The organism is Pseudoalteromonas sp. McH1-42, assembly GCF_022347845.1.
In the GTDB taxonomy this organism is placed as follows: Bacteria; Pseudomonadota; Gammaproteobacteria; order Enterobacterales; family Alteromonadaceae; genus Pseudoalteromonas; species Pseudoalteromonas rubra_D.
Genome location: NZ_JAKRFU010000020.1, coordinates 52,161 through 70,808, shown reverse-complemented (window position 1 = coordinate 70,808; position 18,648 = coordinate 52,161). Strand labels below are relative to the sequence as shown.

The 18,648-nt window shown below is 50.0% G+C and carries 13 protein-coding genes; 3 read left to right on the top strand and 10 right to left on the bottom strand.

From position 1 onward, the window contains the following. Positions 1 to 353 precede the first annotated feature (353 nt). The 4 genes from MHN31_RS17775 to MHN31_RS17765 all read right to left on the bottom strand — a co-directional run bounded on the left by MHN31_RS17775 (position 354) and on the right by MHN31_RS17765 (position 3,251). Positions 354 to 875, bottom strand: a complete 522-nt coding sequence (locus tag MHN31_RS17775; protein ID WP_343224705.1) for a transporter substrate-binding domain-containing protein — start codon at positions 873 to 875, stop codon at positions 354 to 356. A gap of 15 nt (positions 876 to 890) precedes the next feature. After that, a complete protein-coding gene (locus MHN31_RS24405) occupies positions 891 to 1,103 on the bottom strand; it encodes a transporter substrate-binding domain-containing protein (RefSeq protein ID WP_343224704.1) in 213 nt (70 codons plus the stop codon). A gap of 174 nt (positions 1,104 to 1,277) precedes the next feature. Beyond that, the gene (locus MHN31_RS17770; protein ID WP_239444940.1) at positions 1,278 to 2,423 is read right to left on the bottom strand and encodes an acyltransferase; all 1,146 of its coding nucleotides are present in this window, start codon (positions 2,421 to 2,423) and stop codon (positions 1,278 to 1,280) included. Positions 2,424 to 2,651: 228 nt separating this feature from the next. After that, positions 2,652 to 3,251, bottom strand: coding sequence for a nucleotidyltransferase family protein (locus MHN31_RS17765; protein ID WP_125562040.1), 600 nt, complete (start codon positions 3,249 to 3,251; stop codon positions 2,652 to 2,654). 210 nt (positions 3,252 to 3,461) lie between these two features. Here MHN31_RS17765 and MHN31_RS17760 point away from each other — a divergent pair, with 210 nt between their 5' ends. Next, entirely contained in the window at positions 3,462 to 3,764 is a 303-nt protein-coding gene (locus tag MHN31_RS17760; RefSeq protein ID WP_010385282.1) for a hypothetical protein, read from the top strand. 115 nt (positions 3,765 to 3,879) lie between these two features. Here the strand turns inward: MHN31_RS17760 and MHN31_RS17755 are convergent, their stop codons facing one another. The 5 genes from MHN31_RS17755 to MHN31_RS17735 all read right to left on the bottom strand — a co-directional run bounded on the left by MHN31_RS17755 (position 3,880) and on the right by MHN31_RS17735 (position 12,673). Then, positions 3,880 to 5,175 (bottom strand): HAMP domain-containing sensor histidine kinase, encoded by a 1,296-nt coding sequence (locus tag MHN31_RS17755; RefSeq protein ID WP_239444939.1) that lies wholly within the window; start codon positions 5,173 to 5,175, stop codon positions 3,880 to 3,882. Beyond that, positions 5,175 to 5,855 carry a response regulator transcription factor gene (locus MHN31_RS17750; RefSeq protein WP_125562036.1) on the bottom strand — a complete coding sequence of 227 codons (681 nt, stop codon included), beginning with the start codon at positions 5,853 to 5,855 and terminating at the stop codon, positions 5,175 to 5,177. The genes MHN31_RS17755 and MHN31_RS17750 overlap by 1 nt, the downstream gene beginning before the upstream one ends. Continuing rightward, positions 5,833 to 8,976: an efflux RND transporter permease subunit gene (locus MHN31_RS17745; protein ID WP_239444938.1), complete on the bottom strand. Its 3,144-nt coding sequence runs from the start codon at positions 8,974 to 8,976 to the stop codon at positions 5,833 to 5,835. Before MHN31_RS17745 ends, MHN31_RS17750 begins: the two co-directional genes overlap by 23 nt. Next, a complete protein-coding gene (locus tag MHN31_RS17740) occupies positions 8,969 to 10,162 on the bottom strand; it encodes an efflux RND transporter periplasmic adaptor subunit (RefSeq protein WP_239444937.1) in 1,194 nt (397 codons plus the stop codon). Before MHN31_RS17740 ends, MHN31_RS17745 begins: the two co-directional genes overlap by 8 nt. 213 nt (positions 10,163 to 10,375) lie before the next feature. Next, positions 10,376 to 12,673 (bottom strand): cytochrome c peroxidase, encoded by a 2,298-nt coding sequence (locus MHN31_RS17735; protein ID WP_239444936.1) that lies wholly within the window; start codon positions 12,671 to 12,673, stop codon positions 10,376 to 10,378. A 307-nt stretch (positions 12,674 to 12,980) separates the two neighbouring features. On the opposite strand from MHN31_RS17735, the gene MHN31_RS17730 reads away from it, so the two are divergent. After that, entirely contained in the window at positions 12,981 to 13,139 is a 159-nt protein-coding gene (locus MHN31_RS17730) for a hypothetical protein (protein WP_155946265.1), read from the top strand. 635 nt (positions 13,140 to 13,774) lie between these two features. On the opposite strand, the gene rapA is transcribed toward MHN31_RS17730, so the two are convergent. Beyond that, on the bottom strand, positions 13,775 to 16,669 hold the full coding sequence (gene rapA, locus MHN31_RS17725; protein WP_239444935.1) for an RNA polymerase-associated protein RapA: 2,895 nt from the start codon (positions 16,667 to 16,669) through the stop codon (positions 13,775 to 13,777). Positions 16,670 to 17,055: 386 nt separating this feature from the next. On the opposite strand from rapA, the gene MHN31_RS17720 reads away from it, so the two are divergent. Next, positions 17,056 to 18,456, top strand: a complete 1,401-nt coding sequence (locus tag MHN31_RS17720) for a PhoH family protein (RefSeq protein WP_058797530.1) — start codon at positions 17,056 to 17,058, stop codon at positions 18,454 to 18,456. The last annotated feature ends 192 nt before the right edge of the window (positions 18,457 to 18,648 follow it).

Sequence of the window (18,648 nt, the reverse complement as noted above, 5' to 3'; positions counted from 1 at the left end):
TAAAGATATTTGTTTTTTTCTCGTTTTTTTACATTTAAATTTCTTTTTCATTTAAATTCATATGGTTACATGATTAAAAAATTTTGGCTTGGTGAAGCTTCTCGTTGCAAGTGCTAGTTCAGACCCCTCAGGGCAAAGAAAAAGCCCGTTTTTTGGGGTGGTGTATGGAGTCCGGGAGAGGGGGGCGGGATTGTGATCGTGTTAGAGTGGCACTTTTGAGATGTCTTTACTGTGTAACAATCTGAACGAGGACTTTGGGCGGGGAATGTTATCGCTAACTCAGCTGTTGGCATGACAGGGTAGTTGCGAATGAGGAGAGATGTCATCGCCCGGGCATTTAATCGGGCCCGTGCCTAGCGGTATTTCTCCAAAACGCTTTGCTCCCCCCCTTGCTGGCGAAACTGGGTTATCTTTTTTGAAAAGGCCGCCAGTATGCCGAGATGGGGTGATTGATTAGAAATACACAGTGAGAAAGAGACAATGTCGAGGGTTGTGGGTATTTCAATGATGGCATCCTGTAATTGGTGCTTTGCGATAAAATACCGCGCAACCACTTTGTCGGTTACCACCACATCGCCTCTTTTCTTTGCCAGCATCTGCAGTGCATTCGAGATATTGGGTGTCAGACTACGGGTATATTGATTTTGCGGCAGATTGGCTTCTCCCCAGCCATTACCTATATAGTCGAGGATCTGAAAAGCGCGCAGGCCTTCAGTGTCCGATACACGCATCAGAACGTCCAGGTCAGGGTGATGACGGTAGGTGAAGAGGTTGATGGGCCCGACAAATACCGGCGTATCAGAGATACTGACATGCTGGAGTCGCGCATCGGTGGGCACAGAGATAAAAGCATCTGCCTGTCCGTTGAACACCATTCTTTGGGCTCTGCCCTAGGGGTAGCCTTTATGCACTACATTCAGGCCCATTTGCTTTTCAATGACTTCAGTGACAATGTCGACCAGAATACCTGTCATCTGGCCTGCCTCGTTTTTATAGGAATAAGGTGGGAAGCCGTCATAATAAACCACTTTAAAATTGGGTGTTCCCATCACTAAAGGGGTAACGAGCACAAGCAAAATCGTGATTAAAAGACGATAGATCATGTTATTCCGGGCAGAGTTCTGTCGAAGGTGAACTCTTGTAGTGTAGTTGGCCCACCATAAATAGGCGAGTTGGGGCTATCTGAGTAAAAGAAGTGATAGCCCAGAGTCGATTAGTCATGCGTGCCACAATTCAAGTCCAGGTTTGTATCCGGCACGCATCTGCACAGGTCAAAGTTACTTTTCCTCAGACAATCTCGCGCTTTCAGGGACCTTTGATTGCGTCGTTTTCAGGCCAAACAGGTAACGCGTGAGGTGAAATGGCCTGATGACAAAATAACAAATCGCAGCGCAAATGATGAGCGACGAAAACAACAGGCTTAATGATTTGACGGCAATACCCGCGTCCCACTGCACAATATAAAAAGCGAGCGCAACAATCACGGTTTGATGCACAATATAAAAGGGATAAATCAATTCATTAGTCCGACGCAGCCAGTTGGGCGTTTTTTTGCACCATGCACTGGCATAGCCGACGAGGGTTAATAAGCCTGACCAGGAAACGAGTGCACTGATCAGCCACCAGAGATGCCAGCGCATTTCTACCGACGTATAGTCGCTAATGTCAGGTCTGTAGTACCAGACATAGAATGTGACTGAGCTAAAGAGCAACCACTTAAAATTAGTGGCGCGGTTATGTTCCAGAGCGAGCCAAATCCCGGGACTTTTTATAAAGCACATACCGGCCAGAAAAAACAGCAAGAAGAACAGTGAGACTGACAGGTTGAATAAGCTTGGGTCTTGTGAGGGCATAACGGTTTTAAGGCACAGCCGCACCCCAATGATAACTAACCCCAGCAACATCAGGCCATGTTTATGTGCCGTGATGCGTTCCAGTACGCTAAGTAGCGTGCGGCCAGATGATGCACCGAGCGCCAAATTAACCGGCACAGCCAGTAACATAAAAACAAACAGAAACTCAATAAACCACAGGTGATTAGCATTAAAAGCAAACATTAGGCTACGATATGCGTCCGCTAAACTGTGATATTCAGTGATGTTTTCGAAGTAATTCTGGGGTGGCACGACAATCATCATTGCGAAGATGAGCGGGATAAGTAAGCGATGCAGCTTGGTGGTCAGGAAGGTGCCTGCTGATACTTTATTAAGCAGTAATACCGATCCTGCTCCCGCTATGAAGAATAAGGTGTGCAGTCTGACTTGTTCAAAGTACACCATGATATCATCGAGGGCCTTGCTGGATTCACGGTTCATAACGTGCCAGCCATCTCCGTTAAATGGCATAAACACATGATGCAAAAATACCGCAAAAATTAATAAGACTCTGAGCCAGTCCAATTCCGAGTAGCGAGATTTATTCATGTAAATTAAATCCTTTATGATGTGATTTTCCCAGCTATCGACTACCCATTTCAGTACTTCTTATTATGCTCTGAGGCAGCGTCGGGCTGTTGCAGGTTTTAGCATATTATGAATACCTAAAAGGATCAAAGCAGAGAGTGCGTTGTGAAGGGCATTGATCTTGGGCGGTATGGGGAAGTCATGTAACTCTAATAACTTAGTGTTTTGTTGTGTGGCATTGTCTCGTATCTATAGTGAAATGCAATCGTGCTCGTGTGATTTCGCTAGTTTTAGCGCTGGCCATTTGGTTAGCCATTGTTTTGAATGTACGCGACTGTCAAAAATAGCCCTCGATCTTTTTGGGTTGTGCGTAATACAGAGGCTGAACAGTGAGTCAAATCCAAAAGCTGCGATAAGTTCGTATGTGTTCGGTGAGATCTGTCTGGCTGCCACAGCTGTTTCTTTTTCTGGCCAGTGATGCATCGCGTCCAGAGTACTGTGATAAGCTGGATCCCCATTATACTGATGCATTTTAGCTTGATTACGTACTTGCCAGTTAAGCCGGGGCATGCACTTGGTGAGTTGTGCTTCGTACTTTTGATACGCATTGGGGTCAGACTCAGCAGGGTCGAAGTAGATTACGTCTACATCATGTAATGGCGTGGAATGCTTAAATTTGTGCAATGCGTCCCAGACTAAGTTTCGAACAAAACCGGCTGCGATATAGCATTGCGGTAAATCTAATTGCGCTACCAGGTTGAGCGCTTCGACTCTGGGTCTATCTCGTCGAATTAGTGAGGTTATCTTACCCTCTGGTGTCTCATATGAGCGCTGGTTGCAGCAGTCCATCAGCTTTCCTTATAGATAAATTACATGCGCATAGTTCAATGAAGTCAGGCACCTGTCCTATGGTTTTAGACAGTCTAGCTGGTTTGTTTGGGTGATGTATACCTTCAAGTGAAAAGACGCTGTGATGCGTGAGGTGCTATTAGCCTTAAGATCCAAAGTGCAGTGCCTCTCGTAGTAAAGAGTGAACTAATATCAGACTGTGAGGTAGATATGAAACAGTTCGCACTCAAAGTATATGACGCCTACACCTATATCTTTGACTCCACCAGAAACCCGCTTCGGCATATCCCGGACCCTGTGAGCCGTTTTCACATTATGACTGTTTTAGCCTGTATGTGGAGCTTCACCTTTGCAACCTACATCGGCAGTATGATTGTCTTTGGCATCAGCCTGGCTGCCCATATAATTCTGTTTTTGATGTTCTTTTTTACAATCTCTGTGTTCTATGATGCAGAGAAGAACAAATCCTCCTGGTTGCTAAAATTGCGCCGGGATAAGCTGAAACAAAGTTAAAGCACGCGGCTTGGCGGGTAAAGCGCGCCGGAACGCCCGGATAATCTTGTGCAATTGTGTGCCGCTCCTTGTGATGTGCGGCACACTTCTTTGTAGATAACTTTTTTCAGGCAGCCTAGTAGCGCGGTGACAAAACCAAAGTTACACAAAAGCGCCTGGCGTCATGGGCAATGTTGAGTTGCCATTGCAGCTCGTCACACAGTCTGCGTGCTAAGTCCAGGCCCAGCCCATAGCCCGACCCATTGTTGAGTTCATCATCCTGGCCCGGGTCTTGCCCGGTTTTAGTGTGCTCATCGTCATTTTCTCGGTTTTCAATTTCGATAATATGCTGTGTTTGTGTGATTGAAATTGTGCCATGATGGGTGTGTTGTAAGGCGTTTCTGAGCAGGTTACCAATGACGATGGTTGCGCCGGATTGTGACAATTCACACTGGTAGTCATCGCTGTGCACAGCCAGATCAATGTGTTTTCCCTGCTTAAGGTAAGCCAGATCCTCCAGCTGGGCATCTATCAGGTCAGCCAGTCTAACTGCTTTTAAATCTCTCAGCGGTTGCCCCTTTCGGCTTAGCCACAGCAAGGTCTCGGTCAGTGCTACCATCGCCTGGCTGGCGTGGTCGATGCGCATCAGTGCTTTTTTACCTTTGTCATCAGGCGTGCTGCCAAGGCGATGCAGCAGCTCCACGCTGCTGCGGATCACTGCAATGGGGGTGCGTAGCTCGTGACTGGCATGGCTGACAAACTCCTGCTCCCGATCAAGGCTGTGCTTGACCTGTTGCAGGCTTTGCTGGATCAGCTCGGCAAGAGTGGTTAACTCGTGATAGCGAAAAACCGGGGGTGGGTCGTTGAGCGTCTGATGATCCAACCCGGCAGCCCAGTCATGTAGCTTTGCCACAGGCCGGGTGACAGTACGCAGCAGTATCACCAGCACGGCGGCAAACAACGCGAGCGTGCCCAGCGCAAATAGTACCCCTAAGATTTCCGGTCCCTGGAACCAGGTCTTAGGTGGCATTTTCGGCGCAGTAAAATGGTGAGCAACATAGCCATACTGGCCATCGGACTTTTCAAAATACAGTACAAAGCGCGCTTCACTGGGGCGGGTAAACATATTATCCCGGGTTACCTGTTTGTATAAGGCATTTGCTTCAAGAGCCTGACGCGAAAAGGTGGTACGAATGGTCTGGGGTAAATCCTGCCACTGACTGGCCACCACAAAGTTGTGAGCCCTTACTGGTTGACCGGGTTGCGGGTGGTGCGCCTGGGCGACATTCAGCATAGTGCCTTTCATCATGTCATCGAGCCCGGTAAAAAAGCTGTTGGTCCACAGTAGGGACAACAAACTGATCACCAAGGTGGCCAGCACCAGCAGGGCAGCAAGAATGTAGCGGCGCAGACTCATATGTATGGGGGCCATTAAACGCGCTCCTTATGGCAATGGAGTTTAAACCCTTGTCTCGGGATGGCGTCAAGGGTGAGCATCGGGTTGCATATTGAGAGCGCTTTGCGCAGGTGATGAATATGTACTTTAAGCGCATTACTGTCGGGTTGTTCATCGCCCCAAACGGCCTGCAATAGCATCTGTCTCGTAACCATATTTGGATAAGCACGAAGCAGGGTCTCGAGGATGATCATGCCTGTCGGGCTGAGTTTGAGCTGTGCTCCCTGGTAAGTGGCTTCCCGGTTATCCAGATCCAGGTGTAATTCAGCCAGTTCCAGCCGTTTAACCTCACCACTTTTACGTTTGGCTAAGGCTCTGACCCGCACCACCAGTTCTGCCATGGCAAATGGTTTGACCAGGTAGTCATCACAACCGGTGGCAAAACCTGCCAGTTTGTCTTCGAGTTGATCCCTCGCTGTAAGCATAATCACTGAGGTATCATTGCCCTCGTCGCGCAGTGCCTGGCAGATCTGTAAGCCATCCATGCGCGGCAGGTTCAAATCCAGAATGATCACCTGATACAGATTGTCGCGGATCAGGTTGAGTGCGGCAATGCCATTGGCTGCGTGGTCGCAGATGATGTTTTCCAGTTCAAAGTAATCAATAATGTTCCCGGCCAGCGCCAGGTCATCCTCAACTAAAATGACGTTGATCATGAGGTACATACTCCGTACGGGTGGGGCGGAACCGGTTCAGCAGGGCTGAGATATCGTGGCTGATCAGTAGCAATACCGGGATTAAAAATAACGTAATGGCCGTGGCAAATAAAATTCCGTAACCGAGGGATGCCGCTGCGGGTATCAAAAATTGCGCCTGCTGAGAGGTTTCACCCAAAATCGGGTATAGTCCGGCAAAGGTGGTCAGTGACGTCAGTAATATTGCACGCAGTCGGCCGCTGCAGGCTTCAAGTAACGCATTGTGCATGGTTTTCCCCTCACGGCGATGGCGATTAAACTGGCTGACTAGCAGCAGGCTGTCGTTGATCACCACGCCGCTGAGCGCCAGTATGCCATTTAAGGATAGAATACTGAGCGTTAAACCTAAGCCCCAGTGACCTAAAATCGCGCCTACAAAGCCAAACGGAATAACCGACATGATGATCAGTGGCTGCCAATATGATTTCAGTGGGATAGCCAGCAGTGCATAAATAGCCAGCAGCGCCAGCAGATAGGCGGAGCTCATGGAGTCGGTGGCTTCTTTTTGGTGCTCGGCTTCCCCGGCAAAATGTATGTTCAGATCCGGGTACTGAGCACGCAATCCGGGTACCACGCTGTGCTCGAGCCTGGTCACCAGCTCGGTGGGCGTCAAAAGGGCTTTATTCACCGCAGCGGAGACCGTTACTGCTCTGACGCCGTTGATCCGGGTAATGGATTGCACTTCGCTGGTGTAGGTTACGTTTGCTACGTTGCCAAGCGGTACGGTCCGTCCGTCGGGGGCACGCACTCTGGCTGCAAGCACATCAGCCTGCTCGCTGCGCGCAGCCAGTGGATAACGCACCCGCACTTTCACTTCGTCTTTGTCCCGCATATAACGTTGTACGACCTCACCACCAAATGCTTGTAGTAGCTGGCGTGCCAGCAATTGGGTGGTAAATCCGCGCATTTCGCCTTCTTCGGTGACTTCAAAGTGCATGGTGGCTTCGCCGGGTGCCAGTGAGCTGTCGATACTATGTACACCCTTTATCTCACGCAACGCCTGTTGCAGGTTTGCTTCGGCACCCTCTAACGTGTCGTCGCTGCTACTTTTTAACTCCACCTTAAAGTTGGAGACGCGTGCAAGTTGCGCCTGAATATGCAAGGTTTTGCTGGCTTCCGGGGTGCCCGCCAGAGTCCTCCAGCGTTTCGCCAGTTCGCTCAGGGTATAGGGTTGGGTGCCAGCCAGCTCCACATTGAGTGTGCCGCTTTGATCGCCAGTTGCGCTGACCGACACGCTGGCGATGTGGCTGAGGTTTTGCTCGTCCAGCAGTTGTTGCTCGGCCTGATATAGCTGTGCCTCAAGCTGATCCAGATTGCGGGCGGTCTGGCCAAAACTGGCGTCGTTATAAAGAGTAATGGTGGCAGTGATCGTATCGGCGGGCAGTCCGGGGAAAAAGCCGACCCTGACAATCCCCTGAGTGATCAGGCTGGCAGTCAGAAAAAATAGCGCAAGAAACCCCATCAATGCGGCGTAACGAAAGTGCATAATGTGTTCCAAAGCAGGCTGATAAAGTCGCTGATTAAAGCCAGTAAGCAGCGCATCTGCGCTTTGCTGCACACTATGCCAGAGTGCCGTGAGGCGGTTCGGCTGATGTTTTTGCTGGGTGTTAATGTGGGCCAGGTGTGCCGGTAAGATCAATTTAGACTCCACCACTGACAGCAACAGGCATAGGGTAACCACAGTACCAAACTGGGCATACAGTACACCTAGCCCGCCGGAGATATTGGCCAGCGCAGCAAAGGCTGCCACAGTGGTTAATACGCCAAACAAGGTGGGGATGGCGACCAGCTGGGTGCCTTTGATGGTGTTGCTGAGTGTGTCACCAAAGCGTTGCCGGGTTGAATAGATGCTTTCACCCACTACTACGGCATCATCCACGACGATCCCCAGCGCCATAATAAAGCCAAAGGTAGTCATTTCATTGAGCGTCATGCCGGTGTAGGGTTCGGTCATAAAAAAGAGGCTGCCGAAGAACACAAAGGGCAGGCCCGCGGCGACCCAAAAGGCAACTTTCAGATTTAGAAACAGTGCCAGTACCATAAACACCAGGGCAATGCCGCTCAGTGCGTTCAGGCTCAGCAGACTCAGGCGCTCCGTGATCAGCTTAGAGTTGTCATACCAGGTGATCAGTGAGGCCCCCTCGGGCAATTTGCTTTGCCACTTTGCTACGACGGCTTTGGCTTGCGCCACACTGTTGCTCATGTCGCCGTATTCGTCCATAACTATGGTGATGCCGTAAGTGGGATGCCCATTAAATCGGGCCAGGTGAAAACTGTCGTCCGCAAAAGTATCTTGCAGTGTGGCCACATCGCGGAGTCGAATGCTTTTACCTGTTTGTGAGGTTGCTACGACAATCGACGCAAAGTCTGCGGCATAAAGCGCCTGCTCGGCGGCTTTCAGGCGCAGCACTTTATCGGGGTTACGCAGGCTGGTGGTCAGTGCTGTGCCGGAATATTGATTGATGGCTTCGGCTACCTCGCTGAAACTAAGCTGATAGGCTTGCAGGCTGGCTTCGTCTATTTCAATGGCCACCAATGGGTCACGGTGATCGGGCTGACTGAGTGTGGCGATATTAGGCTGAGCCAGTAAGTCATCCGCAAGCTGGCTCCCAAGGGTTTGTAGTGTCTGAGCAGACAATGCGCCAAATAGCTGCACCCGGATCACCTCTTGCGCTCGCTGTGCGGTGGTGATCACGGGCTGCTCTGCATCCTGCGGCAGATTGTAGATGGCATCCACCTGGTTTTTTACCTCTCTTTGCAAGGTATCCAGATCGTGTTGCGCGGTCTTTTCTACCAGTACCTTCACACTGCTGGCACTGGCCGTGGTGGTGATGCGTTTTATCCCTTTCACAGACTCCAGCGCATTTTCAATTGCAACGGCAATGCCTTGCTCGGCCTGGGCGGCACTGCCACTGGGGTAAGCGACACTGATCTGTATGGTATCCGGCTCCTGTTGCGGGAAGCCCTCCTTGCGCAAATTACCGGCGCTGCTGAGTCCGAGTAAGATCACCGCCAGCATGAGCAGGTTGGCTGCCACCGGGTTTTTCGCAAACCAGGCTATCAGGGAAAAACGCTCAGTCATTGCTGTGCTCCTGTTGAATTGGGGTAACTTTCATGCCGTCGAGATAGGCACTTAAAGGACGTACGACGATATTGGCCTGGTGTAAGTCTGTGGGGGCATTAATATACAGGTCACCGTGCTGGCGAAACTGGATCTGCGGGGTAAAGTGCGCCAGGCGATTTTCCTTGTCGACGTACCAGATGAGGTTTTGTTGTGACAGGGCTGAGGCGGGAATGCGCCACAAGTCATCTTGCTTAACCCCCTGTATCTGAGCCTTAACATAACTGCCAAAATACAATGGTTGTGTTTGAGCCAGCGGCCTATCGACGATGATAATTGCCAGACGTTGGCGCGATTGCGGATCAACATACTGGCTCAGGCGCGATACACGGCCATGCCATTGGGTTTGCTCATCGGTATTGGTTGTATCTCTGAGGGTGACATGCCAGCCACCTTCTGGCATCAACTCTGCGGGTAAGTGTCGCCATTGCTCGGCGCTGAGTTCAATCGTGATTTCGGCCTGTGCGGTACTGTAAAGTGTGGCAATGGCGCTGCCCGGTTGCACATAACTGCCAGGCTGAACTGAGCGTTTTACTATGGTGGCATCAAAGGGTAGGGTAAATTGACTGGCTGCCAAGTTATACCGTGCGCTATTCAACTGTGCTTCGGCCAGGCTCAGCTGAGCCGCGACAACTTGCTGTTGTGGTGCACGTAGCGGCTGCAATACATCGTGGCTGTCAGTGCTAGCCAGTTGTCGCCACTGCATCTTATTTGGGTCGCCCTGGAGCTTTTCTGCTTCCGCATCGAGCCTGGCTTGTGCCAGTGAGACTTCGGCGTTCGCCAGCGTTTGCTGAAGCTGTGTGTCATCCAGTCGTGCCAGTACGGTACCCGCCGACAGCTGTTCTCCCTGTTTAAAGCCTGGGTGGAGCCGGGTCACCCGGCCGCCAATTTCGCTACTGAGTGTCAGCGTATGTGTGGCGCTTACGGTACCGTGGCCAGTAATGATGTGGGTATAGCTGGCCGCTTTTACTGGCATGATTGTGACCTGAGGTGGTGTAACAAGCGTGCTTGCTCTGTGGGATCGCTCTGCGGCCGGTGAGTCTTTCGTGTCGGCCCCCCCCAGAGAAGGGATTGCAAAGACAATGGCAGCACACAGGCCACAAAAGGCCAGCTGTGTGATGAGTAAACGATTATTGAGTAACGTCATGGTGAACTCTCTGAATAATATACCCGTTGATGTTCTGTGCGGGCGAAAAGTAACCGCCAGTGTAGAGGGTGATTGGTTAAAGGCGGGTTAAGTACACCGGGTGATGTGGGTAATGACCGGGCTTCACAAAAAAGCCGCAGGTAGGACTGCGGCTTGGGAGGCGATATCACAGCGAATACCAGCTCGCTTATGTGAGCCGATTGGTATTGGATATCAGTTGGGCAAAGTTGCGTTGTTTGCCCGGTTTGGCTTGCGGTTTCCTTTTTCGCGAGATGCGCTATCAGCCTCGATGACATCGACCTGAATGCTGACGCCCTCATTCTGGCCATCCCCTGAGACCAGCACGTAGTACCAGCCAGGTAAAGGGCTATCTATTCTGAGAAATTCGCTGTTGTCTGAGCGACGTGAGGCAAAGGTATACATGTCCCGGCTGGGCCAGAATGTGCCAGCAAACAGATCGCTGTTACCGACACCGTGTCGGGTGCGGATTTCGAGTGTACTGCCCGGATCCGTCACTTTAATAAAAAAGTAACTGTCACCGGGAGCGGCGCACTGGGCTTTGCCTGATAAGAGTTCGGTATAACCACTTGGCAGGCCCTCAATACAGGCATTGACGATGTCCCGTGGCAGCTCACCGGGTTCTCGTAAGGCACTGTCGACGCCTGCTGCAACAGACAGCCCCTGGTAACCATTTGGATCTATCACTGAGACAAAATGACGACCCCGGTTCACCGTGACTTTGAGTACTTGCTCAGTGCCGGTGCCGTGGGACGTAGCTTGTGCATTTTGCGGGTCTGCCCATTGGTAGGCATTATAAAATAAGCGTGGTTGCCCTGTGCCACTGCGGCTGCTGAAGTACAAAGTGGTATTGTCTTGTGCCACGTCAACATAGAAGTAATGGGCTTTACCTGAGATACATTCTCCCTGGTCCAGCATTAAGCGGCTGCCTGTGACCGCAGTATCACTCTGAGCGCAATCCGCGGGTAAGTACAATGGCACGCCCTGATAATTTTTGGCGTACAGTTGCAAGCCGTCAGGGTCACCTTCATGGGGTTGTGGCAACCAGGCAGCGAGGCAATCTGCCTGTTTTACACAGGGATCGGTCAGTGCTTTCATAAAGTTGACTAAATCGGCTTTTTCCTGGGTACTGAGTTCTAATTTACGCAGTACCGGTGCACCATCGGCGATTTCATCATCGATGATTTTAGCGGCGGCATCGGTATGCCGGCGGGTATCAGGGAATAAGTCGACACAGTTTTTGATGTCTTTAAACTGAGGTTGTTTGCACCAGCCCTGGTTGTCTATGTAGTCGTCTAATATGGCATGGTAGTCATCGTAATGCTCAATTACTTCTTCCAGCGTATCGTAATTGCCTGCATGACCGTAAGGGCCGGTGACTTCGACGTTTAGCAAAGTAGTAGAGCGAAAGCTGTAGATGTCAGCCAGGTTTTGATTGCGCAAGGTGCGGCCACGATCATTGCTTTCATCACCGGTTTCACCAATGCCGGGACCTATTTGTGGAAAGGCTAACCTGTGATAGTTGGTGCCTTTGGTCTGGCTAAAGCTGTCGGTATTGTGGCAGCCGATACATTGGGTTGGCAAAAAATCGGGCTCACTTCCGCCATCAGACGGGGGCGGCGGCATGTAAAGATACAAAAAGGCACCGCGCTTTTGTGACGTTGTCAGTGCGGATTTATCTCCTTGCACGTATCTGTTCCAGGGATTATCCGTCATATTCATTGATTGCTGGTAGGCTGCCAGCGCGCGGGTGATATTATCAAAAGTGACAATCTCTTCAGCGCTTTTATCACCATATACTGCTGCGAAATAGTCCCGCCACTGATTGCGAAATAACTCGCCCTGGGCATTGCCATAGTTGCCTATTCGTGCAGCCAGATGGGCTCTGACGGCATCATTAGGCGCACCTTTCATAAACTCAAAGCCTTGCATTTCTGAGGGGGTGACCACCGGAAAGCGTGCTTGCGCTGCCAACAGCGAGTCGCCCGCGTTTGGATCGGCTTCACCATAAGGGACATCTGGTGTACTGATCCCCTGCTCAGGGTTCAGCCAGTCCAGAAACTCCACTCGGGCATCACGAAACAGGCTGCGTTTATGCACCCAGGCATTGAAGATACTGGGCGAGTTGCGTGGCACGTAGAATTGTCCTGTGGTGGTTTTACGGCCCGGCCCGAGTATATCCGGATCTTGTGCCAGGGTACCTACGGGCAGGGAAAGGCCATCGCCGCCACCCAGGTAGGGGTGATGGCAGCTGGCGCAGGCCACTTGCTTGTCACCACTCAGTGCTTTGGTGAAAAACAGCAGTTTGCCCAGTTTAACCTCAGGGTCATCGACACCGGGTAAGTCAAATCCGGTAGCCGGCTTGCCAGTCAGGCCATGTTGAGTAATTAACTCTGAGAGTGCCTGGTCTAAATCATCGGGTATGGGCAGCGCGCAGGTGCTAAACGCACTGCCCATCAGCAGTGCAAATGCACTCGTTTTAACCTTTATCATGTTGATCTTCCTTTCGCTACAGTTGCTTTTGGGCCGGACGAAGCCGATTCAAAGGTCAAATTAACGTGTACAGGGTTAAGTAAAGGTTAAAGTGTGAATGGGAATAAAAATTCCCAAATTGGTAATAATGCGTATGAAAAAATGGTCTGATCAAAACATGAGCTATTTTTATAAATGTTTTTTAATGAAAGATTATTTATTAATCCCCAGTTGATTTAAATAAATATTTCATTAATTAAAGCTTTTTAGGGATATTAAAACCTGATATTGTTACCGCGATTTTTGTAACTAACCAAAGGAAATTAAGATGTTACTTAAACTAAGCAAAAAGACCGTTAAAAACCTTAACACCTCTTCTGCTAAGCTCAATCCACAGCAAACCCCACAGGTTGCTGGTGGTACTAACCTGGACACGCTGATGTGTCTGAAAACCATGCAGTGCCCACAAACCTGGCAGTGCGCTTAATCGCTAATTTATGATCGACTCAGGGTGACCTGAGAGGTTATATCTTTAGTTTCTTGCTAGACAATGTTGTTGATCGTAGGCCAGTTTACTGGCCTGCTTTGTGTTTCTGCGGGCATCGTAGCGATGCATTTAATTGCGAAATGACTCTCCCTCTCTCATCTACAGGTGTAAATTTGATAACACTCGCGTTTGTCATCATCCGTGTGATTGTTATCACAGTGCACAGAAGTACCTATCAATGAGTGTTCTTGTACTCATGAATTTCAGATAACGCTTATATTGGGTAAATTTCTGCACATCGGTTTCTCTGTTGGCCGATTAATGTGGAAGAGGTGACCTGCCAGCTGTTTGTTTAAGCCAATGGCATGACACTGTATTGGGTCTGACGCAGGAAGTTTACGTAAAACTGATGAGCATCTCTCGCAAAATACGCTCAGATATAGAAAACTCTGTGGCAGCTACAAAACGAAAGTATCGAACAAAATCTTTAAGCCATCTGGCTTGAAGATAAGACGTGATTTCCACGCTCCGAACCATACTAATGGCTTTGTTAGGGGAGACAGAAACCTCTTACTTAGTAAATCAAAATGTATGGGACACACCAAATAGTGTGCCCCTGTTTCTTGCTATGGTGTTTAATGCGCCACTACAATCAGGCGAATGGCGTCCAGTTTTACCTGAGCCTTGCCGATGTGCTCGCTGAGCGCGCTGCGTTGTTTATCGAATACCTGAATTTCTTCGTCACGGATATTCGGGTTAACCGCTTTCAGTGCCTGCAAGCGGGCCTGCTCGTCGCTCAGGCGGGTTTCCATCTGTGCTTGTGCAGCTTGTTGCAGGTCAGCCATCTGTGCTTTGGCCTGCTCTTCGGCTTTGCTGATCAGCGGATGGATACCCGATTGCAGTGCATTGGCCAGTTTACTGGCGGTCTGACGACCAACGGCAGAGAGCTGGTTGTTAAAGGCATCAAATGCCACGTTTTGTGCCAGATCGTTACCGCTTTTATCCATCAGTACCCGGATCGGTGTGGGTGGCAGGAAACGGCCAATTTGCAGTGATTTCGGAGCCGATGTTTCGGCCACAAAGATCAGCTCAACAAAGAAAGTACCTACCGGCAGTTTGTTGTTTTTCAGCAGAGCAACAGAGGCACAGCCAAAATCATCGTCACAGATCATGTCCATCACACCTTCCACCATAGGGTGATCCCAGCTGATAAACTGAGCATCTTCTTGTGACAGCGACGTAGCACGGTCAAAAGTCACGGTGATGCCATCGTCTTTCAGGCTTGGGAAAGACGGGTTGAGCATATGCTCGGTGGGCTTCAGGATAATGGTGTTTTCACCTTTGTCTTCCTGGTTGACCCCAAAGATGTCGAACACATTGATCATGTAAGTGGGTAAGACAACGTCGTCGTCGAGCGCTTCAATTTCTTCAACAATGCCATCGGCTTTGCCCATACCGCTTGAATGCAGCTCTAGCAGACGGTCGCGACCTTGCTCCATTTTAGCGCGCAGCACAGTGTTTTGCTTGGCAACCTGCTCAAGTAACGGATCCAGTTCTTCTTCATCACAGTTATGCGCGGCAACCAGTTCGAGTAAATCCTCTGAGAATTCTTTATAAAGCAACTGGCCGGTGGTGCTGGTGGTTTCGAACGCATCCAGTGCTTCGTCATACCAGCGTAGCAGCACTTCCTGGGCTGTATTGGCAAAGTAAGGCACATGAATATTCACATCCTGCTGCTGACCAATGCGGTCCAGACGACCAATACGTTGTTCCAGCAGATCCGGGTTCAGCGGCAAATCGAACAGCACCAGGTGGTGGGCAAACTGGAAATTACGACCTTCCGAGCCAATTTCTGAACACAGCAGCACCTGGGCAGAGTCATATTCATCGGCAAAGTACGCCGCAGCGCGGTCACGCTCTAAGATAGACATCCCTTCATGGAATACGGCTGACTTAATGCCTTCGCGTTCACGCAGGGTTTGCTCCAGACTGATGGCGGTTTGTGCTTCAGCACAGATCAGTAGCACCTTTTGCTGTTTAAGCTCTTTGAGCTTATCGATCAGCCAGGCGACACGCGGGTCGAACTGGGTCCAGCTGGCGCTTTCGCCTTCAAACTCCTGGAAGATTTTTTCCGGGAACAGGGCACGCAGAGCACTTTTATCTGCACTTTGAATGCCGCCCAGATTACCCATGACAGAGATAGCGGTTTTGTATTGCTTTGGCATCTCAACAGGACAGGCATGCAGTATACGGCTTGGGTAGCCGTCAATACCACTGCGGCTGTTGCGGAATAAAATACGTCCGGTGCCATGGCGGTCCAGCAGGTTGTTTAGCAGCGTTTGCTTGGCCGACTCCTCGCCCTGTTCAACCTGGCTAAGCAGATCGGTGATGTCGGTTTCTTTTAACAGCTCAGTCAGGGTTGCTTTGGCTTTGTCGTCCAGCGCGGCGTCTTGTAGCAGTTTGTTGGCGGCATCGGCGACTTCTTTATAATGGCTTTCTTCTTCCACAAAGGCGTCGTAATCGTAGAATCTGTCCGGGTCAAGCAGTTGCAGACGAGCGAAGTGGCTGCGGTGGCCAAGTTGATCTGGCGTGGCGGTCAGCAAGATCAGGCCTGCGATGTCCTGGCTCAGTTCCGCAATGCGCTGGTACTCGGTGCTTGGTTTGTCTTTTTCTACCGTCAGATGGTGCGCTTCATCAACAACCAACAGATCCCAGTCCGCTAATGTTGCTTGCTCAAACCAGCGGCGTTTCTTGGTGATAAATTCCAGGCTCACCAACACCAATTGCTCGGTTTCAAATACGTTTGGTGAATCCGCAAAGGCTTCGTCACAGCGGTCTTCATCAAAAATAGAGAAGTGCAAGTTGAAGCGGCGCAGCATTTCAACCAGCCACTGATGTTGCAGGCTTTCAGGCACGACGATCAGTACACGGCTGGCACGGCCCGTCAGAATTTGCTGATGTAGGATCATGCCGGCTTCAATGGTTTTACCTAAACCAACTTCGTCCGACAGTAAAACTCTGGGCGCGAAACGTTTGCCTACTTCATCGGCTATGTAAAGCTGGTGGGGGATCAGACTGGCACGCTGACCAATGAGGCCTTTTAAATGAGACTGCTGGCGATTGAACTGATGTTGCCAGGTTTGATAGCGCAGCGTGTAACGGTCAAATCGATCAACCTGACCTGCAAATAGACGGTCCTGAGGCTTGTTAAACTTAATGAAGTGATCTAAAAAGGTTTCTTTCAGTGTGACCGGTTCTTCGTTATCGATACGTTCGCCGTGATAACACAGCAAGTCGCCTTGTTCTTCGACTTTTTCAACACGCATTTCCCATTCGTCAACACAGCGGATCACATCGCCGGGATTAAAAATCACGCGGGTAACCGGGGCTTCCTGTACAGAATACACGCGGTTTTCACCACTGGCAGGAAACAATATGGTCACCTGGCGACCTTCCAATGCCACTATGGTGCCCAATCCTAAATCTGATTCAGTATCACTGATCCAGCGCTGACCTAAGGAAAAATTCATGCTTGTCTCGTCTCGCGGAAAAAAGGCGGCCATGGTACCGAGAAGCACCGCCTTGTTCAAGGTTGTGAGACAACGATAAACGTACATAAACTGTGATTTTTTTCACATTATGCTATTGACCTGAGCGAACACAGGAGCCTGGGCTACTTGTTGTCCTGTTTGGCGTTATTTCTGGCCACAGTGTTTACGTCCTCACGACGAAAAATAAGCATAGCTCAAGTGTTCAAAATTGACGTAGCGATGGCGCATTGTCTTACCGGGTGGTTAACGTGGCTGTCATAAAAACGACTTTTGTGACAAATAGACTAAACTTAGGGTAAGAGCATTGGCTTGCTTGGCGACCAAGTCTTTGTTCAGTAGTAGTTTTCACTAAATAGGAACGCACTATGGGAAATGATGACCTCGACCGTAAAATGTATGTGTTAGATACCAACGTACTCCTTCACGAACCCCTCGCTTTCTTTTCATTTCAGGAACACGACGTAGTAATCCCCATGACAGTTCTGGAAGAGCTGGACCACATAAAAGACAGAAAACGCGACGTCAGCAGCGATGCCAGGGTGGCCATTCGCAGCCTTGATGACGTGTTGCGTAACGCCTCACCAGAGCAAATGCTGGAGGGGGTTTCTTTGCCCAAAGTGCAGCGCGATACGCATAAACCCGCGAGCAGTGGCAAGCTCATCGTGATCAACGATCACTTGTATCCGGATAGCATCTCTGGTTTACCGGGTAACGAAAATGACCACCGAATTATTAACTGCGCCATTCAATTACAGAAACAATACTCAGATAAAAAAGTGGTGCTAGTCACCAAAGACATTAATATGCGCCTCAAGGCCAAAGGGGCCGGCCTCAAATTTGTAGAGGACTACCGCACTGACCAGCTCATTGATGACATTAACCTGCTGACCTCGGGGTATAACAAGTTTACCGGGGATTTCTGGGCCAATGTGGGCGAGTGCCAGACAGAGCAGCAGGGCCGTTACACCTTGCATCAGGTGCCCGCAAAACTGATGCCGGAAGTCTTTGTCAATGAATACCTGATAGATGATGGGGAGCACTTTGCTGCCCGGGTGGTGGGTTATGATACAGAGCACGTGACACTAAAAGACATTAGCGTTGAGCGCCTGATGCACCAACAGGCCTGGGGCGTTGCGCCTAAAAATGTCTATCAGGGTATGGCGCTGGATGCGTTGCTGGACCCAAATATCGAGCTGGTGATCCTGACAGGCCCGGCTGGTTGCGGTAAAACCTTACTGGCGCTGGCCAGTGCGTTGGAAATGATCATTGAAAAAGGCGTATACGATAAGGTGATTGTGACCCGCAACACCCCGGAAATTGCCGAAAGCATAGGCTTTTTACCTGGCACGGAAGAAGAAAAAATGGCCCCATGGCTGGCGGCAATCACGGATACGCTGGAGGTATTACACAAACACGACGAAAGCCCGATTTCGAGCCGTAACTACATTATGGAAAAGGCCAACATTCAGTTTAAGTCGGTCAATTTTATGCGTGGACGCAGTATCCAAAATGCGGTGGTGATTCTGGACGAGAGTCAGAACCTGACCGCCTCTCAGTTAAAAACCATTATCACACGCTGTGGCGAGGGCACTAAACTTATCTGTACCGGAAACCTGGCGCAGATAGACAGCAATTATCTGACCCCTGTGACTTCAGGGCTTACTTATATTGTTGAGCGCTTTAAAGATTTTGAAGGCTCTGCGACGATTAATCTCAACGGAGTCGTTCGAAGTCGTCTGGCCTCATTTGCTGAGCAAAACCTGTAAGCGAGACAGCGCAGTGGCGTCAAGCCATTGCGCTGCATCAGTGCAGTATGTGTATTGCTCTTCTTGCAGATGGCACGTTTATCCGCATGGAAAATTACCAGTTATCGGCTGAGTATCTCATTCTACCCGAAACGTATTGCGATGGTTACTTGCCTATTTTCACACCAACGACTTCGCAGTGGGTAAATTATA